This is a genomic window from Streptococcus cristatus, assembly GCF_963529205.1.
GTDB classification, from domain to species: Bacteria; Bacillota; Bacilli; order Lactobacillales; family Streptococcaceae; genus Streptococcus; species Streptococcus cristatus_O.
Genome location: NZ_CAURYF010000008.1, coordinates 1 through 24,072, shown reverse-complemented (window position 1 = coordinate 24,072; position 24,072 = coordinate 1). Strand labels below are relative to the sequence as shown.

Below are 24,072 nucleotides of genomic sequence, written 5' to 3'. Positions count from 1 at the left end.
TTTTTATGTGTAAATCTCAATATTTTTGTAATATTCGTACTTAAAATGTAATCTTTTAGTAATATTTAATGTGTATGATAGTATTATAACTAAAGGAGAAAACTTTTAAAATGAGTATGAAAGTGAAAAAATTGACTCTAGCAGGAACGATTGCTACAGCAACACTATTTGCATCAACTATTGTTGCTAATGCTGAATCTTATACAGTAAAAGCTGGAGATACCCTATCAGAAATCGCTGAAAGTAAAAAAACAACTGTTGAACGTTTGGTAGAATTAAACAAAATTTCAAATCCAGATTTTATCATGACTGGACAAGTTTTGGAATTAGGTGATTTGAAAGATGTTGCAAAACAAACAACATCAGCACCTGCTGTCTCACCAGCGACACCAGCAGTCCCAGCTCCAGTAACTCCAGCTGCCCCAGTAGCTACGGAAACTCCAGTAACGACAGAAACTCCTGCAGTTGCTGCAACTTCAGACTACTCTGCCTATTCATCAGACGTCGTACTCGCAAATGGTAATACTCCAGGTGCTGTAGGTTCTTACGCAGCTGCTCGTATGGCTGAAATGACAGGAGTGTCTGCATCTACATGGGAAAATATTATTGCTCGCGAATCTAACGGACAAGTCGATGCCTACAACCCATCAGGAGCAAGTGGTCTTTTCCAAACAATGCCAGGTTGGGGATCTACTGCAACTGTTGAAGATCAAATTCAAGCAGCTTACCGTGCTTACAGTGCACAAGGACTATCTGCTTGGGCTTACTAAAATAATAAAAAAATGACTAGAATATCTAGTCATTTTTTCTTGCTCAAAGATACTATTTATTCTCCAAAAATTTCTTTTGAAAGTCTACGGCCGGTAGGAGTTGTAGCTAGCCCTCCTTCAGCCGTTTCCCTGAAGGCAGTAGGCAGGCTAGAGCCTACTTGGTACATGGCATCAATGACTTCGTCAACAGGGATTTTAGACTCGATTCCGGCCAAAGCCATATCCGCTGCGATAAAGGCGTAGCTAGCTCCCATGGCATTTCGCTTGACACAAGGAACTTCTACCAAACCAGCTACTGGGTCACAAATCAAGCCCAGCATATTTTTGATGACAAAACAGATAGCTTGACTCGCCTGAAAAGCAGAGCCACCAGCAGCCAGAACCAAAGCAGCTGCACTCATAGCAGAAGCAGAGCCCACCTCAGCTTGACAGCCTCCTTCTGCGCCGGAAATAGAAGCGTTATTGGCAATAACCAAGCCAAAAGCACCAGCAGCCAACAAAAAATCTAATTGCTGCTCCTCTGTCAAATCTAATTTTTCAATCGCTGATGTAAGCACGGCTGGCAAGCAGCCGGCACTACCAGCCGTAGGAGTTGCACAAACCAGCCCCATTTTAGCGTTGTGCTCATTGACTGCAATGGCATTTTTTGCAGCAGTCAGCACAGTGTGATCTGACAAGGCCTTCCCTGACTGGATATAGTGGTGCAGTTTGGCTGCGTCTCCACCGGTCAATCCGCTGCGAGACTTGCTCTCATCAAGCCCAAGAAGGACTGAGGCTTTCATCACTTCAAGATTTCGGCTCATCAGGCGTAAAACTTCGTCTCTTTCCCGACCTGTCAATTCATACTCGGTCGCAATCATTAATTCAGCGACATTGCCATTAAAGTCTAAATCAGCTTGCTCAACCAACTCTTTTATTGAATAAAACATCTCTTCTCCTATTTAAAGAAATTGACATTGTGAAGATGGGGGATTTTCCGAATCTCTTCGATAGCCTCTTCGCAACTACAACTATCCACCTCAATGATCATAATCGCTTTCTCACCCGCTTTTTCTCTAGTCACCGTCATTTGAGCAATATTGATATTGTAGCGGGACAGAGCCTCCGTTACATGGGCAATCATACCTGGAACATCTTGGTGGACGATGATAATGGTTGGCGTATTCATGCTGAGAGAGACTGAGAAGCCATTTAACTCGGTCACCTGAATATTTCCACCACCGATAGATACACCCGTTACACTGATGGTCTTATAGTTATTCTTAACCGTGATTTTTGTCGTATTTGGATGGGGAGCATTGCTATCTTTCTGGATAGTCCAGACGATCTTGATACCGCGTTTATGGGCAATTTCAAGGCTATTAGGAATTTCAGGATCATCCGTATCCATTCCTAAAATACCTGCTACCAAGGCCAAATCTGTACCATGTCCGCGATAAGTCTTTGCAAAGGAATTAAAAAGCTGAAATTCAACCTCGGTCGGTGTGTCATCAAAAATCGAAGATACGATCTTGCCGATACGCACAGCACCTGCAGTGTGACTGCTGGAAGGGCCAATCATGACAGGCCCGATAATGTCAAAAACAGATTGAAATTTTAATGATTTCATAAGAAACCTCTTGAACATATTTTCTAAAATTATTATATCAAACTTATCAAAGTTCTGCCTGATATCATACAAAAAAAGAGGACAATTGTCCTCTTTTCATTCTTGGTAATTCGCATACCTGAAACTCTTTTACTCCGCCAGTAGGACTCGAACCTACGACATCATGATTAACAGTCATGCGCTACTACCAACTGAGCTATGGCGGATAGTATAGTCCGTACGGGATTCGAACCCGTGTTACCGCCGTGAAAAGGCGGTGTCTTAACCCCTTGACCAACGGACCATCTATGTTCTTTTCAGAACATATTCTATTATACCAGGTTTTGAATCTTTGTCAACAGTTTTTTTATTTATTTTTTAAAATTTCTTTTAAATGTTTTGTTCTTAGCCTGGAAACAGGGCAACGGCGGCCTTCATAAAATATAATTTCCTTGGTTTTCTTATCATAATCGCAGATATTATCGATATTGACTAAGAAAGATTTATGGGAAGCAAAAAAACGTTGGGTTTTCTCATCCTGATCTTGAACACTGGCAATTGTTCCATAAAATTCCTTTATAAAGTTTTTTCCGACCATCCGTAACTTATGAGAGGAGCTTGAGGTTTCGATATACAAAATATCATTAAATGGCACGCGCACATCATTGCCTCGATAGCTATATTCAAAGTAATCAACCATGTTGGTGTTTGTAATTAAGGTGTTTTTCGTATAAATGATACAATCTTTTATACGTTTTTTAAACGAATCATCGTTAATATCCTTGTCAATAAAATCAAGAGCAGATACTTTATATTTAAAGGTCATGGTCGCAAACTCCGATTTTGAAGTTACAAAGACAATAATGGCATATGGATTATGATGACGAATAAAACGAGCAACCTCCAATCCTTTGGTCTCTTCCCCTTTAATATCTATATCCAGAAAATAAATCTGATTGACATCTTCATTTTCGACGTAGTCCTTAAATTCTTGAATTTTTCCTGTGATTTTTACCTGGATATCGAGCCCCATTTCTTCAGCAATCTCTGCTAAAGTTTTCTCCATGCGGACTTGGTGCGCTAAAGTATCTTCTAATGCTAAGATTCTCATAAACTATTCCTTCTTTTAATTGTTAATACTTGGGTGAAATCATACTTACTTATTTCTGTATCGAGCATGATATATTCATAATTCTCTAAAATTTCTTTTAGATTATTTAAACCTAAGCCTCTTCGACAACCTTTCGTTGAGAACTCTGGTTCATAAATTTCTTCTAAATCTAATTTTCTTTGCTTGCGGGAATTTTTTACAACAAAAATGATTTCTGTATCGAGTTGAACTAAAGTCACATGAATCATTTTTTCATAGCTTTCGATTGCGCCTTCAACAGCATTGTTTAGCAAAATACTGGCCATTCTTACCACATCTAATAGCTTAATCGGTAATTTCTCAACAGGATCTTTGACTTCGAATGTCAAATCAATCTGGTGCTCACGCGCCTTGAACAAAGTCTCTGTCATAACGCTTCGGAGAGCTGAGTCACCAACATTGTTCAAATCAAAATAAGTGTATTTATCCGAGCGTAATTTTAAATTTGCATCAACTAAAACTTCTTGATATATTTTTTCAATTTCCTTGATATCTTGAGTATTGATGGCCGTCTGAAAGCTGGTCAGCATGCCAGCATAATCATGGCGAAAGCCACGAATTTCATTATAAAGAGAAACAATTTCATCTGTATACTGCTGCAGCTGCAACTGTTCCAATTCTCTTTGTCGAATCTCCTCTTCTTTTTCATACTTTTCCCGAATCGCCTTTAAATAGAAAAGAGTCGTCATAAAGATCAAGAAACAAATAGTCGCTAGCATACTACTAAAACTATTAAAATGATCGTCTTCACTTAACCAATGCGAAACATTCAATATGAGGATCGTTAGAAAATAATAAATATTAATCTTTTGAACTATTTTTTTAAAGGAAGAGTCTTTAAAATCTCTCAGTTGAAATTCAAAATAATCAATGGATTTTAGCATAAACAAAACAGAGATACTGTTTATCGTAATATAAAAGATAGCCCAATTACTTTTTACAAATTGATCCCCTGTAATGGATGAAATAATAACTGAAAAAAAGGTAGACGAAGCCTGAGTTGCTAAATAAAGGAAAAAAGATAAAAATAAAGAAAGATAATTAGGCAACTTTTCTTTCTTATAAAAATAAGCATAAAAAAGGAAAGGTTGCACCATTAAGATGATGTAATAGAGTAATAAATTAATCAGAGATGCTAAAGGAGCAATAATAACCGTAAAAATACAAAGACAAATAAAGTAAAATCTAGATTTTACTTTACTTTCTACTTTTTTATATATTTTTACAATTGCAAAAATTTCTATTAATTCACATATAAACCATAAAATGAAGTTTAATATCATTTTTATCTCCTAATTACTTCCTTTACTTAAAAATAATTCGAGGAAGGCCTATCTTTCTAAAATCTCCTCCAAGAATTTCTGTAAGTTCTTTTTCATTCAAGACCGGGAACTGAGCGATTGTTTTAAAGTTTTTCTGAGTATTTTTCATAATAGATTCTCCTAAAAATTTTTTCGTAAGTGTTACCTTACAAGATCTATTATAAATAAAATTTCAAATAATCTGTCATCTTTCCCTGAAATGTCATTTTTTATTCCTGAAATGTCGTTTTCTCAAAAAATATAATAAAAAAACACGAAATTTTTCGTGTCTGAATAGTGTATATTATGATCCCAGCAGGATTCGAACCTGCGACCGTTCGCTTAGAAGGCGAATGCTCTATCCAGCTGAGCTATGAGACCGATACCTTTTCATTCTATCAGAAAAATCTAGTATCGTCAAGATTTACTTATGGTAGGGACTCCCCTGTTGAATCATGAAAGCCCGGTAAATCTGCTCTACCAAAACAAGGCGCATCAATTGATGAGGCAGGGTCAATTTTCCAAAACTCATTAGTAGATTGGCTCTTTTTTTAACAGCAGGAGACAGGCCCAAGCTGCCGCCAATCACAAAAGTAATATCGGAAAAGCCACGGACTGTGATGTCGCTCAAGATCGAACTAAACTCTTCTGAAGGAAATTGCTTTCCTTCAATAGCTAGAGCAACCACGAATTCTCGTTCAGAGACTTTTGCTAAGATCCGATTTCCCTCTTTTTCGAGGATTTGCTGATTTTCTACCTCACTGGCCTTATCTGGTGTTTTTTCGTCTGCTAATTCCACAATTTCTAACTTACAAAATCGATTCAGGCGTTTGGCATATTCAGCAATTCCATCCTTAAGATACTTTTCTTTTAATTTTCCAACGGTTACAAGCTTTATTTTCATACTTCCATTCTATCATATCCACATGGATTTCACACTTTATTCACATCAGTCTTTTATGGAAAACTTGGTTGAATCTATGTATTTTCTAACCTCTATCAACATTTTTTATAAGTTTTCCACAAGTTGTGGAAAACTTGTGGATTTTAAGTTATAATTAAGAATAGATTTCTATAATTTCATCAATTGTAATCAAGGAGGAAAATATGAAAAACGCTTCAAATTTCTTTAAAAAATCTTTGTTGCTTTTTATTGTTTTAGTTGTAGGATTTATCGGCGGAAGCCTAGGAAATTTAGCCACTGCATTTGTTAATAATAAAATGGCTAATATTAGTCCTTCTAGCTCAAAGACCACTGTATCAACGTCTTATAAAAACACAACCGACACCACAAAGGCTGTAAAAAAAGTGCAAAACGCAGTTGTATCGGTGATCACTTATACCGGTTCTAATCAAGAAGGAGTGATCAATAATGAATCAACCAGTGATCCTCAAGTAGCTAGTGAGGGATCAGGTGTCATTTATAAGAAGGAAGGAAAATATGCCTACCTTGTTACCAATACTCACGTGCTAAATGGAGCAAAAAATCCCGATATTCTACTAGCAGATGGTAGTAAGGTTCCTGGTGAAGTGGTGGGATCAGATGTTTATTCTGATATTTCTGTAGTAAGAATTAGCTCTGAAAAGGTGAAAGATGTAGCTGAATTTGGAGATTCCAACTCCCTGACAGTAGGAGAAACTGCTATTGCCATCGGAAGCCCTCTCGGAACAGAATACGCTAACTCTGTTACACAAGGAATCATCTCTAGTTTGGGTAGAAATGTAACCCTGCAATCTGAAGACGGCCAAAATATTTCTACAACTGCCTTGCAAACAGATGCTGCTATCAACCCTGGTAACTCTGGTGGCCCACTCATCAATATCCAAGGACAAGTTATTGGTATTACGTCCAGCAAAATCTCTCACAATGGTCAAACTGCTGTAGAAGGCATGGGCTTTGCAATTCCATCAAACGATGTTGTCAATATCATCAAGCAATTAGAGAAAACTGGAACAGTGACTCGTCCTGCTCTGGGTATCCAAATGCTCGATTTATCTAATATCGCCACTTCTGACTTAGCAAAATTACGTCTACCTTCATCTGTAAAATCAGGTATCCTTGTCCGCTCTGTGCAAGAAGGAATGCCTGCTGAAAATAAACTTCAGAAATACGACGTCATCACAAAAGTTGATGATAAAGATGTTGAGTCAACCAGTGATTTACAATCTGCTCTCTACAGACACTCTCTAGGAGATGAGTTAAAAGTGACTTACTTTAGGGATGGTAAAGAAGCTACTACAACCATTAAATTGACCAAATCAACCCAGGACTTAAGTAACAACTAAGCCTTTACATAATTGTCAACACACCTTTACACGATCGTAAAGGTGTGTTATGCTATATACAAATGGAAAATTATCAATACATACCACTAAAAGACATTCGAACTAATCCTTATCAGCCTAGAAAAAGCTTTTCTCAAGAAAAAATAAATGAATTGGCAGCTTCTATTAAAGAGAATGGAATTATCCAGCCCATTATTTTGAGAAAGTCTTCCTTATTTGGTTACGAAATTTTAGCAGGTGAAAGACGATTCCGAGCTGCTAAGATTGCTGGCTTAGAAAATATTCCTGCCCTCATTAAAGACCTATCTGACGATGACATGATGAAGCAAGCCATCATCGAGAATTTGCAAAGAGAAGACCTCAATCCGATCGAAGAAGCGGAATCCTATCAGCATCTGATTGAGAAAGGATTAACCCATGAAGAAATTGCAAAAATCATGGGAAAATCTCGGCCTTACATCAGTAATCTTGTCCGCTTGTTACAGCTACCAGCTTTTATGATGGACGCTGTCAAAGAGGAAATGATTTCGCAAGGTCATGCTCGTCTCCTCATTCTACTCAAAAAGGAAGAGCAAGTCTTTTGGCTTGACAAAATTATTCAAGACAATTTATCCGTTCGTGCTCTTGAACTTTCATTACAAAAGAGAAAAAAGTCAAAGAACAAAAAGAACAAAGAAATTTTCTCCCATTCGGAAGAAGAAAGATTGAAAAAAATCCTTGGCCTCAATGTCTCCATTCAATTAAAAAATTCTTCAAAAGGAAAAATCGTTATTCCTTTTGAAAACGAGGAAGAGTATCAAAGAATTATAAACAGCCTGAAATAGGGCTGTTATTTTCTTTTTTCAAACTAACAGACTTTTCCACCTTTAAAAGCAGCCTAAATTGTTGAAAAATAAGGATTTTACAGGTAATCCACAATCTGTGGATAAGTCTTATAAACATTGTTAATTTTTCTCCACAAGTTGTGGAAAACTTAGCCATTTTATGTTAAAATGAGAATCGACATAGAGAATAATTTTTTGAAAAGGAGGAGGCAATGACCAAAGAGCAAGAATTTTGGCGAAGAATTTTAGAACTTTCAGCTGCTCAACTAAAACAGACAACCTATGATTTTTTTGTTGCAGAAGCAAAATTAATAGCCATTGAAAATAACCAGGCCACTATCTTTCTGGATAGCCCAGTCAAACAGCTATTTTGGGAACAAAACTTAGTGGGCGTTATTCTCACAGCTGGCTTTGAAATTTTCAACGATCAAATCACGGCCAAATACGTCTTTGAAGAAACAGGACATGACAGTATTTCTAAACATCAGCTGGAAGAACTTCCTGAAAAAACTCCATTTCGACCAAGTTTGCCGCCCATTGATACTGGATTAAAAGCTAAATATACATTTGATAATTTTGTACAAGGGGACGGGAATATCTGGGCTAAAGCAGCAGCCTTGGCTGTGTCTGAAAATCTAGCAACTACTTATAATCCCCTATTTATCTACGGCGGTCCAGGTCTAGGAAAAACCCACTTACTAAATGCTATTGGAAATCAAATTTTAGAAAATATTCCTGATGCGCGTGTAAAATATATTCCAGCGGAAACCTTTATCAATGACTTTCTGGAGCATCTGAGGCTCGGTGACATGGATAATTTCAAAAAAATCTATCGGAGCTTGGATTTGCTCTTGATTGATGATATCCAGTCTCTTGGCGGAAAAAAAGTCTCTACCCAGGAAGAATTCTTCAATACGTTTAACGCTCTGCACGGCGATAACAAGCAGATTGTGCTGACCAGCGACCGCAGTCCAGATCATCTTGATAATTTGGAAGAACGCTTGGTCACGCGCTTCAAATGGGGGCTCACTCAAAATATTACACCACCTGATTTTGAAACGCGGATTGCCATCCTCCGAAACAAAATTGAAAATCTGGACTATATTTTCCCTAATGATACTTTAGAGTACCTCGCCGGACAATTTGACTCAAATGTCCGTGACCTAGAAGGAGCGCTTAATGATATTACGCTCATTGCAAGAGTCCGCAATCTCAAGGAAATTACGATTGATATTGCTGCCGAAGCCATTCGAGCTCGCAAGCAGGATTCTAGTCAGGTGACCGTCATTCCGATTGAAAAAATCCAGTCTGAGGTCAGTAATTTCTATGGCGTCAGTGTCAAAGAAATGAAGGGAAGTCGTCGCGTCCAAAATATCGTTTTGGCTCGACAAGTGGCCATGTATCTAGCCCGCGAACTAACAGACAATAGCCTACCAAAAATCGGGCGAGAATTTGGTGGCAAAGACCATACAACAGTCATTCACGCGCATGGAAAAATCAAAAATCGACTCGAAACTGACGATAGCCTGCGACTTGAAATCGAGAATATAAAAAACAAGATAAAATAAGGGTGTGGAAAAGATTGAGCGAATCTGAAGTTTTTTCCACAGGTTGTGAACAAGTCTTAAAACTTGATTTTAGATACTTTGCTCCATTTTTCCACAGCTTCCACAAGAACTACTATTACTATTAACTTAATAATCATAAATAATAAAAGGAGTCCCTATGATTCACTTCTCTATTAATAAAACTTTATTCCTACAAGCTTTGAATACAACTAAAAGAGCTATCAGTACCAAAAACGCTATTCCAATTTTATCAATGGTTAAAATTGATGTAACGAAAGAAGGCATTACCTTGATTGGTTCCAATGGTCAAATTTCCATTGAAAACTTCATTTCAGTTCAAAATGAGAATGCTGGGCTCTTGATTACTTCACCAGGTTCAATCCTCCTCGAAGCAAATTTCTTTATCAATGTCATTTCTAGCTTGCCAGATATCGTGCTTGATTTTAAAGAAATTGAGCAAAAACAAATCGTCCTTACCAGCGGCAAGTCAGAAATTACGCTAAAAGGAAAAGATGCAGATCAATACCCACGTATCCAGGAAGTCTCTACCAGCAATCCTTTGATTTTAGAAACAAAAGTCCTCAAAAATATCATCAATGAGACGGCTTTTGCTGCCAGTACGCAAGAAAGTCGTCCTATTTTGACGGGTGTTCATTTTGTCTTGACAGATAATCAATCCCTCAAAACAGTTGCGACAGACTCTCACCGGATGAGCCAAAAGAAAATTACTTTGGACAAGAAGGGGGATGACTTCGATGTGGTGATTCCTAGCCGTTCTCTGCGTGAATTTACAGCTGTTTTTACAGACGAAATTGAAACAGTAGAGGTTTTCTTTGCCAATAATCAACTTCTCTTTAGAAGTGAAAATATCAGCTTCTATACACGCCTGTTGGAAGGAAACTATCCTGACACAGACCGCCTGATTCCGACAGAATTTTCAAGCGTTGTGACCTTTAATACCAATAATTTACGTCATGCCATGGAACGGTCTCGTCTTCTGTCCAATGCAACTCAAAATGGAACAGTGAAATTGGAAATTGTGAAGGGCATTGTCAGCGCTCATGTCCATTCACCAGAAGTTGGGCGCGTGAATGAAGAAATTGATACAGAAAGTGTTTCAGGAGAAGATTTGACTATCAGTTTCAATCCTACCTACTTGATCGAAGCGCTAAAGGCAGTTGATAGTGAGAAGGTGACCATCAGCTTTATTTCAGCCGTTCGTCCTTTCACCTTGGTACCAAGCGAAGATGCTGAAAACTTTATCCAGCTGATCACACCAGTCCGTACTAATTAGAAGATAAGATTTAAGACAAGGTTGACTCGATCCGCCTTGTCTTATTTTGATCATTTACAAGCCAGCTGACTCTAAACTTGTGGTATAATACAGCTAGAATGGAGAGAAGCGCCAATCTGTATTTTTAAGATAATAAAAAAAGATTGTCAAAAGGAGAGAAAATGTACGAACTTGGAACTTTTGTAGAAATGAAAAAGCCCCATGCCTGTACCATTAAGTCGACGGGCAAGAAGGCCAATCGTTGGGAAGTCGTCCGCATGGGAGCAGATATTAAGATTCGCTGCAGCAACTGCGAACACGTTGTCATGATGAGCAGATATGATTTTGAAAGAAAAATGAAGAAGGTCATTGAATAGTCCATATTTGAGACTTAGCTTGATTTTGAATGAGCTGCCTCATCAACAAAGAACGAGATTGGGACAGAAATCGGTCATTCGTTAGAATTCGATTTCGTCGTCCCACCTCCGCACAGTTGAGTAGGGCTGTAAAAGCTGATGAAATCAGCGTAGTAGAGCCCACTCAACCACTGCGTCTTGCTCGACAATCTAAAGACAATTGAGAGGCTAGGACTTTTGTCCCAGCCTCGTTTTTCTGCTTTTATTTAAGTTCTTCAAATTTGCCGTCTTTGACTTCTTTATAGCCAGAAGCTTCAAGAGATTTTACCGTTTCTTTATAACTGATATAATTAGCTTTTTGGTCTCCATCTGTTTGAATAAGCTGCTTGCTTTTCAGTTCTGAAATATCTGCCTTGCTAAAATCCATCGTCATCTTTTGCGTCAAATGATCGTCTTTATACTCGATTTTATTAGTAAGTCCTTTAATGTTTTCCAGAGTTTGCATATAGCCTCCAATTTGTTCTTTGGCGGTATCTTTTGTCAATCCGATAGGCTCATAATAGAAAACATTGCTGGTTTCATTGTTCAGCAAATCATCTCCCTTATACTCAAGAGTGATCCGGCTGTCTTGCTTGGTCTTTTGATCAATCAACTGAAAATAGGCTTTTTTAGGACTGCTACTGCAGGCAGCTAAAAAAAGTAAAGTAAATATCGTCAAGAAAGAAAGAACAAAGGTTTTCATTGTCATTTTTTTCATGGCTAACTCCTTTTATCAAAATATTAACTATATTATATCATTTTTTGCAGAAATATTTTCTATTTCTATCCAGAAAGAAGGAAATTTTTCATTCAAATCCGCTGTTTAGGATAAGGATTTATGGTATAATGGTTTGGATTGAAAAGATGAATGGAGAAGATACGAATGGCTTTAACAGCAGGGATTGTGGGACTGCCTAATGTTGGCAAGTCAACTTTATTTAATGCAATTACAAAAGCAGGGGCAGAAGCTGCTAACTACCCTTTTGCGACCATTGATCCAAATGTCGGGCGGGTAGAAGTTCCGGATTCGCGGTTGGATAAACTAACAGAATTGATTAAACCTCAAAAGAAGGTTCCCACTACATTTGAATTTACAGATATTGCTGGTATTGTAAAGGGAGCTTCAAAAGGAGAAGGTCTGGGAAATAAATTCTTGGCCAATATCCGCGAAGTAGATGCGATCGTCCATGTAGTCCGTGCCTTTGATGATGAAAATGTCATGCGGGAACAGGGCCGTGAGTCTGACTTTGTCGACCCCATGGCTGATATTGAGACCATCAATCTAGAGCTTATTTTGGCCGATCTGGAAAGCATTAACAAACGCTATGCGCGTGTTGAGAAGATGGCTCGTACCCAGAAGGACAAGGACTCTGTTGCAGAATTTAATGTTTTGCAGAAAATCAAGCCTGTTCTGGAAGATGGTCTGTCAGCTCGAACAGTTGAGTTTACAGAAGAAGAGCAAAAAATCGTCAAAGGTCTCTTTCTTTTAACGACTAAGCCAGTTCTCTATGTGGCCAATGTCGGTGAAGATGAAGTTGCAGATCCAGACAATATTAACTATGTGAAGCAGATTCGTGAATTTGCAGCTACAGAAAATGCTGAAGTTGTTGTCATCTCAGCGCGTGCCGAGGAGGAAATTTCTGAACTGGACGATGAAGACAAGGCAGAATTTTTGGAAGCTATCGGCTTGACGGAGTCAGGTGTAGACAAATTGACACGTGCAGCCTATCATTTGTTGGGACTTGGAACCTATTTTACAGCTGGTGAAAAGGAAGTCCGAGCTTGGACCTTCAAGCGTGGTATGAAAGCCCCTCAAGCAGCTGGCATCATTCACTCAGACTTTGAGAAGGGGTTCATCCGTGCAGTGACGATGTCTTATGATGATTTGGTAAAATATGGATCTGAAAAGGCTGTAAAAGAAGCTGGACGTTTGCGTGAAGAAGGAAAAGAATATATCGTTCAAGATGGCGATATTATGGAATTCCGCTTTAACGTGTAAATCAAGTGTAAATTTAAAATACATAGGTTGGAAAGAAATTTCCAGCCCTTTTGGCTTTTATAAAGGAGTAAAATGACAAAATTAATTGTTGGATTGGGAAATCCAGGAGATAAATATTTCGAAACCAAACATAATGTAGGTTTTATGTTGGTTGACAAGATGTGTAAAGAATTAAATCTAAAGTTTACAGCAGATAAGATTTTTCAAGCAGACATTGCTTCAACTTTCTTGAATGGAGAAAAAGTCTATTTTGCAAAACCGACTACTTTTATGAATGAAAGTGGGAAAGCAGTCCATGCCTTGCTCACTTACTACGGCTTAGATATAGATGACTTACTCGTTATTTATGATGATCTGGATATGGAAGTTGGGAAAATTCGTCTTCGTACCAAAGGTTCAGCTGGCGGGCACAATGGTATTAAGTCCATCATTAAACATATTGGAACACAGGAATTCAAGCGAGTGAAAATTGGCATTGGAAGACCTAAAAATAATATGTCAGTTATTCATCATGTTTTAGGAAAATTTGATGAGGAAGATTATATCAGTATTTTAAATACATTAGATAAAGTTGACAGTGCTGTAAATCATTATTTACAAACTGAGAATTTTGAGCAGACCATGCAACAATACAATGGATAAGACAATGACACTACTTGATCTATTTGGTCGAAACCGACAAATTGTAGACTGGAAGAGACAATTACAAAAGAAGACCCGTCAGTTAGTGATGGGACTTTCAGCTTCAACAAAGGCTTTAGCGATTGCTAGTAGTTTAGAAGAGCAGGATAAAATCCTAGTCATCACTTCTAGTCAAAATGAAGCAGAGCGTCTAGCTAGTGATTTGCTTTCTTTGTTGGGGGAAGAAAAAGTCTATACTTTCTTGGCAGATGATACCCCTTTGGCTGAGTTTGTTTTTTCATCGCAAGAAAAAATCTTTGCCAGATTAGAGGCCATGAATTTTTTATCAGACAAAGAGAAGAATGGGATTCTGATCATCAACGTCGCAGCCAGTCGTTTATTCTTGCCTAAGCCTGATATTTTTAAACAATCTGAGCTTATCCTTTCTGTTACTGAAGAATATAACCTTGACAACCTAGTAAATTCCTTGTCAAGTAATGGTTATAAAAAGGTTTCTCAGGTTCTCAGTCAAGGAGAGTACAGTCTGAGAGGGGATATTCTAGATATTTTTGAACGCTCGGCTCAATATCCTTATCGGATAGAATTTTTTGGCGATGAGATTGATGGCATAAGGATTTTCAATCCTGAAAATCAACTTTCTCTTGAAAATGTGGAACAGATTTTGATAGAGCCTGTCACAGACCTTTTATTGACGGAAGAAGATTATGCAAGGGGACAGAAAAATCTAGAAGCGTCCCTCTCTACGGTTCTTGATCCTTCTTTAAAATCCTATTTAGAAGAAGTATTAAGCTCTGTTAGAGAGCAATCTCATCATGCAGATATTCGTAAATTTCTTTCCTTTTTCTATCAGAAAGAATGGACCATTTTAGACTATTTGCCAACGCACACTCCTATATTTTTTGATGATTTTCAAAAGATAATGGACAAGCATGCACAGTTTGAGTTAGAAGTTGCCGATATCTTGACAGATGATTTACAAAATAGTAAAGCACTGTCAAATCAACAATACTTTGCAAATAATTATCAGGACTATCGTAAATATAAACCTGCTACATTTTTTTCTAATTTCCATAAAGGCTTAGGAAATCTAAAATTTGATGCACTTTATCAATTTAATCAATATCCAATGCAGGAATTCTTTAGTCAGTTTCCTCTCTTAAAAGAAGAAATCAATCGCTTTAGGAAATCGGACTATACGGTAGTCTTACAAGCAAATTCAGCCTCAAGTTTACAAAGTTTACATAAAACTTTACAGGATTATGAGATTCATTTAGATTACATCAAGGAAAAAGACATCCATGAAAAAGCTGTCCAGCTCATAGAAGGAAATCTAGTTCAAGGATTTAATTTTGTCGATGAAAAAATCGTTTTGATTACTGAGCATGAGATGATTCAGAAAAAAATCAAACGTAGGATTCGTCGTCAAAATATTTCTAATGCTGAAAGATTGAAAGACTATAATGAACTGGAAAAAGGCGATTATGTGGTTCATAATATCCACGGTATTGGTCGCTATTTAGGAATTGAAACGATTGAAGTTTCAGGAGTTCATCGGGATTATTTGACGATTCAGTATCAGAATGCGGATCGTATCTCTATTCCAGTGGATCAAATCAACCTTCTATCTAAATATGTAGCTAGCGATGGAAAAGCACCTAAAATTAACAAGCTAAATGATGGGCGTTTCCAAAAAACGAAGCAAAAAGTACAACACCAGGTTGAAGACATTGCCGATGACCTTATTAAATTATATGCAGAGCGTAGTCAATTAAAAGGTTTCCAATTTTCTAGTGACGACCAGCATCAAGTAGAGTTTGATAATGCCTTTCCATATGTGGAAACAGAAGATCAGCTCAGAAGCATTCAGGAAATCAAGAAGGATATGGAGAGCGACCGTCCAATGGATCGACTCTTGGTTGGCGATGTTGGTTTTGGGAAGACAGAGGTGGCTATGAGGGCTGCTTTTAAGGCTGTCAACGACCATAAACAGGTGGCTATCTTGGTTCCGACCACTGTTTTAGCTCAGCAACACTACACAAACTTTAAAGAACGCTTCAATGATTTTGCCGTGAATGTCGATGTTCTCAGTCGTTTTAGAAGTAAAGGGGAGCAAAAAGAGACTCTGGAAAAATTGGAAAAAGGGCAGATTGATATTATTATCGGTACCCATCGCCTCCTATCAGCAGATGTAAAATTCTCCGATTTGGGGCTACTGGTGATAGATGAAGAGCAGCGCTTCGGTGTCAAGCATAAGGAAAAGTTGAAGGAACTAAAAAAGAAGGTTGATGTGCTGACCTTGACGGCTACCCCTATTCCAAGAACCCTTCATATGTCGATGCTAGGGATTCGAGATTTATCGGTCATTGAAACACCACCGACAAATCGTTATCCAGTCCAAACTTATGTTTTAGAGAATAATAGGACTGTTATTCGGGATGCGGTTTTACGTGAAATAGACCGAGGCGGACAAGTTTACTACCTTTACAATAAAGTTGACACTATTGAGCAAAAAGTTTCAGAATTAAAAGAGTTGATTCCAGAGGCTTCAATTGGTTATGTTCATGGACAGATGACAGAGGTGCGTTTAGAAAATACCTTACTAGACTTTGTTAATGGCGAATACGATATTTTAGTTACAACAACGATCATCGAAACTGGTGTCGATATTCCAAATGCAAATACTCTCTTTATCGAAAATGCTGACCACATGGGGCTGTCAACCTTGTATCAACTTCGTGGCCGGGTTGGCCGCAGCAACCGAATCGCCTATGCCTATCTTATGTATCGGCCAGATAAATCTCTGACTGAAGTTTCAGAAAAAAGACTAGAAGCCATTAAAGGATTTACCGAGTTAGGATCTGGATTCAAGATTGCGATGAGGGATTTGTCTATCCGAGGAGCGGGGAACATTTTAGGAAGTTCACAGTCTGGTTTCATTGATTCTGTAGGATTTGAAATGTATTCTCAGCTTTTAGAAGAAGCCATTGCTAAGAAGCAAGGTAAGGAAACCAAGCGCCAAAAAAGCAACGCTGAAATCAATCTTCAGATTGATGCCTATCTTCCGAATGATTATATTTCTGATGAGCGTCAGAAAATCGAGGTTTACAAGAGAATTCGTGAAATTGACAATCGTGTAAACTATGAACATCTGCAAGATGAATTGATTGACCGCTTTGGAGAATATCCGGATGTAGTGGCTTACCTACTGGAGATTGGTTTAGTCAAATCCTATCTTGATCAAGCTTTTGTTACACTTGTTGAGCGGAAGCAAGAGTCTGTCACTATTCGTTTTGAAAAAATTTCTCAGCAAATCTATCTGACCCAGGATTATTTTGAAGCCTTGTCAGCGACAAATCTAAAAGCTCGAATTGGAGAGCAGCAAGGCTTGATTGAAGTCATTTTTGATGTTCGGAATAAAAAAGATTTCGAGATTTTGGAAAACTTGCTGAACTTTGGTGAGAAACTGGTAGAAATCAAGAATCGAAAAGCTGAATAAACATTACAATTCGGTAAAATTTCAGCTTTTAAGCTTTGTTTCTTTCAAAAGAATGATAGAATATTAAGAGAAAATCGAGGAAAAGACTATGAGATTAGACAAATATTTAAAGGTATCACGCATTATCAAGCGGCGCCCTGTAGCTAAAGAGGTAGCAGATAAAGGTCGTATCAAGGTAAATGGAATCCTGGCAAAAAGTTCGACAGATTTGAAAATCAATGATCAAATTGAAGTTCGTTTTGGCAATAAGCTGTTAACAGTGCGGGTGCTAGAAATGAAAGACAGCACTAAAAAAGAAGATGCTGCTAAAATGTATGAAATTATCAGTGAGACAAGGATTGAAGAAAATGTCTAGAAATATTGTTCAAATAAATAATCGCTTTATCCAAGATGAAAATCAGCGTCGTAGATACCTCGATGAGGAGCGTCGGAAGCGAAATCGTTTTATGGGATGGGTTCTAATTTTAGTCATGCTACTTTTTATCCTTCCAGCCTATAATTTATACCAGAGCTACGAAACTTTACTTAATCGCCGTGCTCAATATGCACAACTACAAAAAAAATATGAAAAACTAGGTGAAGATAAGGAATACCAGTCTGATATTGCGACCAAGTTGAAAGATGACAGCTACGCTGCTAAATATGCTCGTGCCAAGTATTCTTTTTCAAAAGAAGGAGAATACATTTACACAACACCAGATTTATTACCACAATAATCATGGAAAATTTACTTCAAAATATAGAGAAATTTTTATCTTTTTCGGATGAAAAACTAGCAGAATTATCCGAAAAGAATCAAGCTTTAAAACTTCAAGAAACAAAAAAGGAAAGGGGAGGTCATGCGTAAGTTACTTTTGCTGATATTTTTACTGCCAGCTTTATGGAGCAGTCAAACAGCAATCAGTACTGAAAAGGAACTTGTTTTAGACGAAGAAGAAAAGTATCAGTTGACAGGTACAGCTTATGGCCGTTACCATACGAGTATCCCTACAAATCCTAATGTTTATGAAGAAACGCCTACTTTTACAGATGCTACTTTGACTAAGGTAGCTGGGAAACTTCTGCCGGATCAGCCATTACAGCTGACAGAGTTGCACGTGAATGAGGCTGGGATTCCTATCTTTAAATTAAAGAATGGCCAGTTTGTAATTGCAGATAAAAATAGTATTTATGAGGATACGGTTCAGTCTATCACAGATGTTAAACAGGAAAGATGGCTGGTCCCTAACTATGTGCTCTACGATACTATCCCGATCAATTCTTCTAAAAAGATTGCAGCTAAACTACCTGCTTATAGCAAAGTAAAGGTAGTACAAATTGCTCAAACAGCTAAGGGAGAATACGCTAAAATTGAAGGTCAAGGTTGGGTTTCTGTTGATTTTCTTTCCCAAGAAGATAATCGAATGGAAAAAGTTCAGGAGCTTTTAAATTCTAAGTACAAAAAAGCTGACTTTTCAATTTATGTAAAACAGCTAGACACGGGCAAAGAAGCAGGAATTAATCCAGATCAACAAATGTACTCAGCCAGTGTGACGAAAATTCCTTATCTTTATTATGTTCAGGAGCAACTGAACAATCATACCATTTCCTTGGATAAAAAGTTAAAATATACAGCGGCTGTCAATGATTTTGCAGGTGCCTATGACCCTGAGGGAAGCGGCAGTATTTCCAAATCAGCAAATGATAAGGAATATTCTGTGCAGGACTTAATCAATGGTGTAGCAAAAGAGTCGGATAATGTTGGCCACAATATCCTCGCCTACTATACAAGTAATCAATCTGATAGCAAATTTCAAAATACTATTGAAAAAATTGCGGGCAAGAAGTGGGATGTGGAAAGCAGACAAGCTTCAGCTCGAATGGCAGGTAATGTTATGGAAGCCATTTATGAGCAAAATGGCATGATTATTGATGCCTTATCTCAGACAAATTATGATAATCAGCGAATTTCTAAAAACATCAATGTAAAAGTTGCTCATAAAATCGGTGATGCTTACGACTTCAAGCACGATGTCGCTATTGTGTATGCGGATTCGCCATTTATCATTGCCATTCTTACGAACAATTCGGATTACGATACAATTTCTAAAATCGCAGATGATGTGTACGGAGTTCTGAAATGATTGATCAGAAGTTTCGCAAGCAAGTGCAGGAAAAGCGGTATTTTCAAAATCATCGAAAAGTGCTGGTAGCAGTTTCTGGTGGCTTGGATTCGATGACTTTGTTCCATCTTTTGTACCAAAACAGGGAAGAGCTAGAGATTGAGCTGGGAATAGCGCATGTCAACCACAAGCAACGTCCAGAATCGAATATGGAAGAAAAAGAGCTGTCAAATTTTGCCCAGCAACTTGGTGTGAAATTTTTCAGCTCAAATTTTTCTGGTGATTTTTCTGAGGAAAAAGCTCGGCGATTTCGCTATCATTTTTTTGAAGAAATCATGCTGGCAGAAGGCTACACGGCCTTGGTAACGGCTCACCATGCTGATGATCAGGCCGAGACGGTGTTTATGAGGTTAATAAGAGGAGCAAGACTGCGCCACTTGTCTGGAATGACAGAGGTTCAACCCTTTGCAAACGGGGAATTAATCCGACCTCTGCTTTATTTTCATAAGCAAGACTTTCCTGATATTTTGCATTTTGAAGACGAGAGCAATCTTCAAAATGACTATCTCAGAAATCGGATCCGTAATCTCTATCTTCCCAGTCTTGAAAAGGAAAATCCACGCTTTAAGGATTCTCTGATTTCTTTAGGGAAAGAGGTTGAGGATTTACAGACAGCTTTGTCTCATCTGACGCAGGGATTGGACATTACAAAACTTGAAGTGTTTGAGCGGCAAATTCCAGAAGTTCAAAATTTCCTTCTGCAGGAATATTTAAAGAAATTTCCTTCTTTAAATCTAAATAAAAAGCAGTTTGTAGAAATCTTAGGCATTTTACGAACCAAGGCTAATTACATACACCCTTTAAAGGATGGATATGAATTGGTGAAGGATTATAAGCACTTTGAAATCAGAAAAATCAGTCGTAGGTCTGATTTGAAAATGGACTCAATTCTGTTAGAATGTGGTAATCAACTTCAATTTGGGGACTATCAATTCTCATTTGGCTTTCCTTTGGAGGGTGAAAATGTTCAAGCGATTTTTGTTTCACGTGAAACACCACTTCTTTTACGTCACAGGAAAACAGGTGATTATCTTCGTTTGAAGGGACATCACAAAAAACTTCGTCGGCTATTCATTGATCAAAAAATTCCATTTGAAGAACGCGAAAAAGCGATTATTGTGGAGCAAAATCAGCAGATCTTGGCAATTGTAAATATCGCTATCAGTGATTTGAGTAAGGAATTAAAAAGTGATATAATGAGTACTGTACTTTATATTCAGAAATTAGATAGGTAAAATTATGCTAGAACAAGATATTAAAAAAGTATTGGTTTCTCATGAGGAAATCGTAGCAGCGGCAAAAAAATTGGGCCAACAGCTGACAGTAGACTATCAAGGTAAAAAGCCTATTTTTGTAGGAATTTTGAAGGGTTCAGTCCCTTTTATGGCCGAATTAATCAAACACGTGGATACAGATATTGAATTAGATTTTATGCTGGTGTCTAGTTACCATGGCGGTACAACTAGCAGTGGCGTGATTAATATTATCAAAGATATTGATCAAGATATTACGGGTCGTGATATTCTTTTTGTCGAAGATATTATCGATACTGGCCAAACTTTGAAGAATTTGTGTAATTTATTCAAAGAAAGAAATGCAGCATCTGTAAAAATTGTTACGTTGTTGGATAAGCCAGAAGGACGCATTGTTGATATTGAGGCGGACTATACTTGCTTTACAATTCCAAATGAATTTGTAGTGGGTTATGGACTAGATTATGATGAGTATTATCGCAATCTTCCTTATGTAGGTGTCTTGAAAGAAGAAGTTTATACAAAATAAAGGTTTACTAGATATAAATGAAAAATAAACAAAATAATGGTTTTATAAAAAATCCTTTTCTCTATATTCTAATTATTGTAGTCCTTGTTACAGGCTTTCAGTATTTCTTTACAGGAAATGCGACAGGTCGTAGCCAGCAAATCAACTACAGTCAATTAGTAAAAGAAATCCAAAATAATAATGTTACGGAGATGAGCTACCAGCCAAATGGTAGTATTATCGAGGTATCGGGTACTTACAAAAAACCTAAAGAATCAAAAGATACGACAGGAATCCTGTTTTTCAGTCCGGAAATTTCAAAAGTTAGCAGATTTACCAGTGTTGTGTTGCCATCAGATACAACAGTTTCTGATTTGCAAAAGCTAGCTGCTGAGCATGAGACAGAGGTAACTATTAAGCGCGAAAGTTCTAGTGGAATGTGGATTAATCTTTTGATTTCCTTGGTTCCATTTATCATCATTGCCTTCATCTTTATGTCTATGATGAATCAAGGCGGCGGTGGCGGTGCCCGTGGCGCTATGAATTTTGGACGCAACAAAGCTCGTGCTGCCAATAAAGAAGATATCAAAGTACGCTTCTCAGACGTTGCTGGTGCAGAAGAGGAAAAACAAGAACTTGTTGAAGTTGTTGAGTTTCTAAAAGATCCAAAACGTTATACTAAGCTGGGTGCTCGTATTCCGGCAGGTGTTCTTTTGGAAGGCCCTCCAGGGACTGGTAAGACCTTGCTTGCTAAGGCGGTTGCTGGTGAAGCTGGTGTTCCTTTCTTTAGCATCTCAGGTTCTGACTTTGTTGAAATGTTCGTTGGTGTCGGAGCAAGCCGTGTTCGTTCTTTATTTGAAGATGCGAAAAAAGCAGCGCCTGCAATTATCTTCATCGATGAAATTGATGCTGTTGGTCGTCAGCGTGGTGTTGGCCTCGGTGGCGGTAATGATGAACGAGAACAAACCCTCAATCAGCTCTTGATTGAAATGGATGGTTTTGAGGGCAATGAAGGAATTATCGTAATTGCTGCGACAAACCGTTCAGATGTTCTTGATCCAGCTCTTCTACGTCCAGGCCGTTTTGACAGAAAAGTCTTGGTTGGTCGCCCTGACGTGAAGGGTCGGGAAGCTATTCTTCGCGTTCATGCTAAGAATAAACCGCTGGCTAAAAATGTTGATTTGAAACTAGTTGCTCAGCAGACACCAGGTTTTGTTGGTGCTGATTTGGAAAACGTCTTGAATGAAGCTGCTTTAGTTGCTGCTCGTCGGAACAAGAAAGTCATTGATGCAGATGATATTGATGAAGCAGAAGACAGAGTAATCGCAGGACCGTCTAAGAAAGATAAGACAGTTTCAGAGCGTGATCGTCAGATTGTCGCTTATCATGAAGCGGGACATACGATTGTCGGACTTGTTCTATCAAATGCGCGTGTCGTCCACAAGGTAACCATTGTCCCTCGTGGACGTGCAGGTGGTTACATGATTGCACTTCCTAAAGAAGATCAAATGATTATCTCTAAAGAGGATATGAAAGAGCAATTAGCTGGTCTCATGGGTGGTCGGGTAGCTGAAGAAATCATTTTCAATGTACAAACGACAGGTGCTTCTAATGACTTTGAACAAGCTACACAGATGGCGCGTGCAATGGTCACTGAATACGGTATGAGTGAAAAACTTGGTCCGGTTCAATATGAAGGTAATCATGCTATGTTTGGTGCACAAAGTCCTCAAAAATCAATTTCAGAACAAACAGCCTATGAGATTGATGAGGAAGTTCGTTCATTACTAAATGAAGCAAGAAACAAAGCAGCTGAGATTATTCAAGCAAATCGTGAAACCCATAAATTGATTGCAGAAGCATTGCTTAAATATGAAACGCTTGATAGCACCCAAATTAAATCTCTCTATGAAACAGGTCATATGCCAGAAGAATCTGAAAAAGACCTGGAACGAGAAGCACATGCCCTTTCCTATGATGAAATAAAATCCAAAATGGAAGAAAATTAAGAGATGCTTTTCTTATTAAATAGCTTGATTACTAATTGTGTAATCAAGCTATTTTTTTATTCTTTAAAGCCTAACATGTCATAAAAAGTCTCTGAGATGCCGAAATTTCTTACATTAAGTACCAGTTAGGGTATAAAATAGACAGGATAGGGACAGGAGGCCTGAGGGAAGAGCTTTTCTTGTAGAATCATATTATCAAAGAAAAAGGAGATAACATGAACTTCAAGGAACGCTATGAGAAAGTGCAGTGGATCGTCCGGCGCTGTGCACGAGATTATTATGTACATTTATGGGAGAGTAGTGACTGGGAACAAGAAGGTATGCTGGTTTATCACCAGCTGGAAGAAAGTCATCCAGATATCAGTCAAGACGAAAGTCGCCTCTATCGCTACTTCAAGACAAAATTTCGGAATCATATTCATGACATACTTCGCAAGCAAGAGAGCCAAAAACGCCGCTTTGACCGTCAATGCTATGAGGAAGTCAGCACCATTAGTCATAGACTGAGCAAGCGCGAACTAGCCTTAGATGATTTGGTTGCTCTTCGAAGTTCGTTAGCAGCCTACACTTCCAAGTTAGACAAAGAACAACTAGAGTTATACCACCGCTTACTAGGTGACGAACGGTTTAAGGGACGTCAGAGTCTGTTGCGCGACTTGGGGGCATACTTATCAGATTTTTCTGAGATAATTATTTAGGAATAGAGTAAAAGGGAGAGTTTATCTTTCCCTTTTAAGATATTGGTTTATAGGTAGTTTTAGAGGGGTTTGGAAGAAAAGATGAAAAAAAGATAAAAAAAATTCAAAAAAGTGTTGACAAGGGAGTAGATAGGTGATATACTGATATAG

Annotated in this window: 24 protein-coding genes and 3 tRNA genes; 17 read left to right on the top strand and 10 right to left on the bottom strand. The window is 38.1% G+C overall.

The window, feature by feature from the left end; translation table 11 throughout:
* Positions 1-110 precede the first annotated feature (110 nt).
* Positions 111-770 carry a LysM peptidoglycan-binding domain-containing protein gene (locus RWS39_RS03035; protein ID WP_314480323.1) on the top strand — a complete coding sequence of 220 codons (660 nt, stop codon included), beginning with the start codon at positions 111-113 and terminating at the stop codon, positions 768-770.
* A gap of 56 nt (positions 771-826) precedes the next feature.
* Here RWS39_RS03035 and sdaAA read toward each other — a convergent pair whose 3' ends face one another.
* From sdaAA to rlmH, 9 genes are all read right to left on the bottom strand, one after another.
* Complete coding sequence (gene sdaAA / locus RWS39_RS03030; RefSeq protein WP_125388431.1) at positions 827-1,699, bottom strand: L-serine ammonia-lyase, iron-sulfur-dependent, subunit alpha; 873 nt, start codon at positions 1,697-1,699, stop codon at positions 827-829.
* Positions 1,700-1,707: 8 nt separating this feature from the next.
* Positions 1,708-2,379 (bottom strand): L-serine ammonia-lyase, iron-sulfur-dependent subunit beta, encoded by a 672-nt coding sequence (gene sdaAB / locus RWS39_RS03025; protein ID WP_314480320.1) that lies wholly within the window; start codon positions 2,377-2,379, stop codon positions 1,708-1,710.
* Positions 2,380-2,511: 132 nt separating this feature from the next.
* A tRNA-Asn gene (locus tag RWS39_RS03020) sits at positions 2,512-2,585 on the bottom strand.
* A 5-nt stretch (positions 2,586-2,590) separates the two neighbouring features.
* A tRNA-Glu gene (locus RWS39_RS03015) sits at positions 2,591-2,662 on the bottom strand.
* 63 nt (positions 2,663-2,725) lie between these two features.
* Positions 2,726-3,469, bottom strand: coding sequence for a competence system response regulator transcription factor ComE (gene comE, locus RWS39_RS03010; RefSeq protein WP_314480317.1), 744 nt, complete (start codon positions 3,467-3,469; stop codon positions 2,726-2,728).
* Positions 3,466-4,791, bottom strand: a complete 1,326-nt coding sequence (locus RWS39_RS03005) for a GHKL domain-containing protein (RefSeq protein ID WP_314480314.1) — start codon at positions 4,789-4,791, stop codon at positions 3,466-3,468. Before RWS39_RS03005 ends, comE begins: the two co-directional genes overlap by 4 nt.
* A 22-nt stretch (positions 4,792-4,813) precedes the next feature.
* A complete protein-coding gene (locus RWS39_RS03000) occupies positions 4,814-4,939 on the bottom strand; it encodes a competence protein (RefSeq protein WP_314480311.1) in 126 nt (41 codons plus the stop codon).
* A gap of 177 nt (positions 4,940-5,116) precedes the next feature.
* Positions 5,117-5,190: transfer RNA gene (locus RWS39_RS02995), tRNA-Arg, on the bottom strand.
* 43 nt (positions 5,191-5,233) lie between these two features.
* Positions 5,234-5,713 (bottom strand): 23S rRNA (pseudouridine(1915)-N(3))-methyltransferase RlmH, encoded by a 480-nt coding sequence (gene rlmH, locus RWS39_RS02990; protein WP_314480308.1) that lies wholly within the window; start codon positions 5,711-5,713, stop codon positions 5,234-5,236.
* Between the two features lie 203 nt (positions 5,714-5,916).
* Between rlmH and RWS39_RS02985 the strand changes: the two genes are divergently transcribed.
* The 5 genes from RWS39_RS02985 (at position 5,917) to RWS39_RS02965 (ending at position 11,137) form a co-directional block, all read left to right on the top strand.
* A complete protein-coding gene (locus RWS39_RS02985) occupies positions 5,917-7,095 on the top strand; it encodes a S1C family serine protease (protein ID WP_314480306.1) in 1,179 nt (392 codons plus the stop codon).
* 62 nt (positions 7,096-7,157) lie between these two features.
* Positions 7,158-7,919, top strand: a complete 762-nt coding sequence (locus RWS39_RS02980) for a ParB/RepB/Spo0J family partition protein (RefSeq protein ID WP_314480303.1) — start codon at positions 7,158-7,160, stop codon at positions 7,917-7,919.
* Between the two features lie 212 nt (positions 7,920-8,131).
* Entirely contained in the window at positions 8,132-9,487 is a 1,356-nt protein-coding gene (dnaA, locus tag RWS39_RS02975) for a chromosomal replication initiator protein DnaA (RefSeq protein ID WP_314480300.1), read from the top strand.
* A 157-nt stretch (positions 9,488-9,644) separates the two neighbouring features.
* Positions 9,645-10,781 (top strand): DNA polymerase III subunit beta, encoded by a 1,137-nt coding sequence (dnaN, locus tag RWS39_RS02970; RefSeq protein ID WP_314480296.1) that lies wholly within the window; start codon positions 9,645-9,647, stop codon positions 10,779-10,781.
* A gap of 161 nt (positions 10,782-10,942) precedes the next feature.
* Entirely contained in the window at positions 10,943-11,137 is a 195-nt protein-coding gene (locus RWS39_RS02965; RefSeq protein ID WP_005591376.1) for a DUF951 domain-containing protein, read from the top strand.
* 241 nt (positions 11,138-11,378) lie between these two features.
* Here RWS39_RS02965 and RWS39_RS02960 read toward each other — a convergent pair whose 3' ends face one another.
* Positions 11,379-11,873 carry a DUF1307 domain-containing protein gene (locus RWS39_RS02960; protein ID WP_314480293.1) on the bottom strand — a complete coding sequence of 165 codons (495 nt, stop codon included), beginning with the start codon at positions 11,871-11,873 and terminating at the stop codon, positions 11,379-11,381.
* Between the two features lie 165 nt (positions 11,874-12,038).
* Between RWS39_RS02960 and ychF the strand changes: the two genes are divergently transcribed.
* From ychF to RWS39_RS02905, 11 genes are all read left to right on the top strand, one after another.
* Positions 12,039-13,154 carry a redox-regulated ATPase YchF gene (ychF, locus tag RWS39_RS02955; RefSeq protein WP_125383155.1) on the top strand — a complete coding sequence of 372 codons (1,116 nt, stop codon included), beginning with the start codon at positions 12,039-12,041 and terminating at the stop codon, positions 13,152-13,154.
* 72 nt (positions 13,155-13,226) lie between these two features.
* The gene (pth, locus tag RWS39_RS02950) at positions 13,227-13,796 is read left to right on the top strand and encodes an aminoacyl-tRNA hydrolase (RefSeq protein WP_125383157.1); all 570 of its coding nucleotides are present in this window, start codon (positions 13,227-13,229) and stop codon (positions 13,794-13,796) included.
* Entirely contained in the window at positions 13,789-17,292 is a 3,504-nt protein-coding gene (gene mfd / locus RWS39_RS02945; protein ID WP_314480289.1) for a transcription-repair coupling factor, read from the top strand. Before pth ends, mfd begins: the two co-directional genes overlap by 8 nt.
* Positions 17,293-17,380: 88 nt before the next feature.
* Positions 17,381-17,647, top strand: a complete 267-nt coding sequence (locus RWS39_RS02940; RefSeq protein WP_005591371.1) for an RNA-binding S4 domain-containing protein — start codon at positions 17,381-17,383, stop codon at positions 17,645-17,647.
* A complete protein-coding gene (locus RWS39_RS02935) occupies positions 17,640-18,008 on the top strand; it encodes an FtsB family cell division protein (protein ID WP_015604164.1) in 369 nt (122 codons plus the stop codon). The genes RWS39_RS02940 and RWS39_RS02935 overlap by 8 nt, the downstream gene beginning before the upstream one ends.
* Before the next feature lie 2 nt (positions 18,009-18,010).
* Positions 18,011-18,139, top strand: a complete 129-nt coding sequence (locus tag RWS39_RS02930) for an SP_0009 family protein (protein WP_125372373.1) — start codon at positions 18,011-18,013, stop codon at positions 18,137-18,139.
* Positions 18,132-19,415: a serine hydrolase gene (locus RWS39_RS02925; RefSeq protein WP_314480283.1), complete on the top strand. Its 1,284-nt coding sequence runs from the start codon at positions 18,132-18,134 to the stop codon at positions 19,413-19,415. The genes RWS39_RS02930 and RWS39_RS02925 overlap by 8 nt, the downstream gene beginning before the upstream one ends.
* Positions 19,412-20,689 carry a tRNA lysidine(34) synthetase TilS gene (gene tilS, locus RWS39_RS02920; protein ID WP_314480281.1) on the top strand — a complete coding sequence of 426 codons (1,278 nt, stop codon included), beginning with the start codon at positions 19,412-19,414 and terminating at the stop codon, positions 20,687-20,689. Before RWS39_RS02925 ends, tilS begins: the two co-directional genes overlap by 4 nt.
* Before the next feature lie 4 nt (positions 20,690-20,693).
* Positions 20,694-21,236, top strand: a complete 543-nt coding sequence (gene hpt, locus RWS39_RS02915; protein WP_314480278.1) for a hypoxanthine phosphoribosyltransferase — start codon at positions 20,694-20,696, stop codon at positions 21,234-21,236.
* A gap of 17 nt (positions 21,237-21,253) precedes the next feature.
* Positions 21,254-23,224 carry an ATP-dependent zinc metalloprotease FtsH gene (gene ftsH, locus RWS39_RS02910; RefSeq protein ID WP_314480275.1) on the top strand — a complete coding sequence of 657 codons (1,971 nt, stop codon included), beginning with the start codon at positions 21,254-21,256 and terminating at the stop codon, positions 23,222-23,224.
* A 215-nt stretch (positions 23,225-23,439) separates the two neighbouring features.
* A complete protein-coding gene (locus RWS39_RS02905; RefSeq protein WP_314480272.1) occupies positions 23,440-23,922 on the top strand; it encodes a sigma-70 RNA polymerase sigma factor region 4 domain-containing protein in 483 nt (160 codons plus the stop codon).
* The last annotated feature ends 150 nt before the right edge of the window (positions 23,923-24,072 follow it).

Coding starts and splice junctions, on each gene's coding strand:
- RWS39_RS02940 (WP_005591371.1), top strand. CDS start 17,381: ATGAGATTAGACAAATATTTAAAGGTATCACGCATTATCAAGCGGCGC.
- RWS39_RS02985 (WP_314480306.1), top strand. CDS start 5,917: ATGAAAAACGCTTCAAATTTCTTTAAAAAATCTTTGTTGCTTTTTATT.
- mfd (WP_314480289.1), top strand. CDS start 13,789: ATGGATAAGACAATGACACTACTTGATCTATTTGGTCGAAACCGACAA.
- RWS39_RS02980 (WP_314480303.1), top strand. CDS start 7,158: ATGGAAAATTATCAATACATACCACTAAAAGACATTCGAACTAATCCT.
- tilS (WP_314480281.1), top strand. CDS start 19,412: ATGATTGATCAGAAGTTTCGCAAGCAAGTGCAGGAAAAGCGGTATTTT.
- RWS39_RS03000 (WP_314480311.1), bottom strand. CDS start 4,939: ATGAAAAATACTCAGAAAAACTTTAAAACAATCGCTCAGTTCCCGGTC.
- ftsH (WP_314480275.1), top strand. CDS start 21,254: ATGAAAAATAAACAAAATAATGGTTTTATAAAAAATCCTTTTCTCTAT.
- RWS39_RS02935 (WP_015604164.1), top strand. CDS start 17,640: ATGTCTAGAAATATTGTTCAAATAAATAATCGCTTTATCCAAGATGAA.
- hpt (WP_314480278.1), top strand. CDS start 20,694: ATGCTAGAACAAGATATTAAAAAAGTATTGGTTTCTCATGAGGAAATC.
- RWS39_RS02905 (WP_314480272.1), top strand. CDS start 23,440: ATGAACTTCAAGGAACGCTATGAGAAAGTGCAGTGGATCGTCCGGCGC.
- RWS39_RS02930 (WP_125372373.1), top strand. CDS start 18,011: ATGGAAAATTTACTTCAAAATATAGAGAAATTTTTATCTTTTTCGGAT.
- RWS39_RS03035 (WP_314480323.1), top strand. CDS start 111: ATGAGTATGAAAGTGAAAAAATTGACTCTAGCAGGAACGATTGCTACA.
- pth (WP_125383157.1), top strand. CDS start 13,227: ATGACAAAATTAATTGTTGGATTGGGAAATCCAGGAGATAAATATTTC.
- RWS39_RS02965 (WP_005591376.1), top strand. CDS start 10,943: ATGTACGAACTTGGAACTTTTGTAGAAATGAAAAAGCCCCATGCCTGT.
- rlmH (WP_314480308.1), bottom strand. CDS start 5,713: ATGAAAATAAAGCTTGTAACCGTTGGAAAATTAAAAGAAAAGTATCTT.
- RWS39_RS03005 (WP_314480314.1), bottom strand. CDS start 4,791: ATGATATTAAACTTCATTTTATGGTTTATATGTGAATTAATAGAAATT.
- sdaAA (WP_125388431.1), bottom strand. CDS start 1,699: ATGTTTTATTCAATAAAAGAGTTGGTTGAGCAAGCTGATTTAGACTTT.
- comE (WP_314480317.1), bottom strand. CDS start 3,469: ATGAGAATCTTAGCATTAGAAGATACTTTAGCGCACCAAGTCCGCATG.
- dnaA (WP_314480300.1), top strand. CDS start 8,132: ATGACCAAAGAGCAAGAATTTTGGCGAAGAATTTTAGAACTTTCAGCT.
- sdaAB (WP_314480320.1), bottom strand. CDS start 2,379: ATGAAATCATTAAAATTTCAATCTGTTTTTGACATTATCGGGCCTGTC.
- RWS39_RS02925 (WP_314480283.1), top strand. CDS start 18,132: ATGCGTAAGTTACTTTTGCTGATATTTTTACTGCCAGCTTTATGGAGC.
- ychF (WP_125383155.1), top strand. CDS start 12,039: ATGGCTTTAACAGCAGGGATTGTGGGACTGCCTAATGTTGGCAAGTCA.
- RWS39_RS02960 (WP_314480293.1), bottom strand. CDS start 11,873: ATGAAAAAAATGACAATGAAAACCTTTGTTCTTTCTTTCTTGACGATA.
- dnaN (WP_314480296.1), top strand. CDS start 9,645: ATGATTCACTTCTCTATTAATAAAACTTTATTCCTACAAGCTTTGAAT.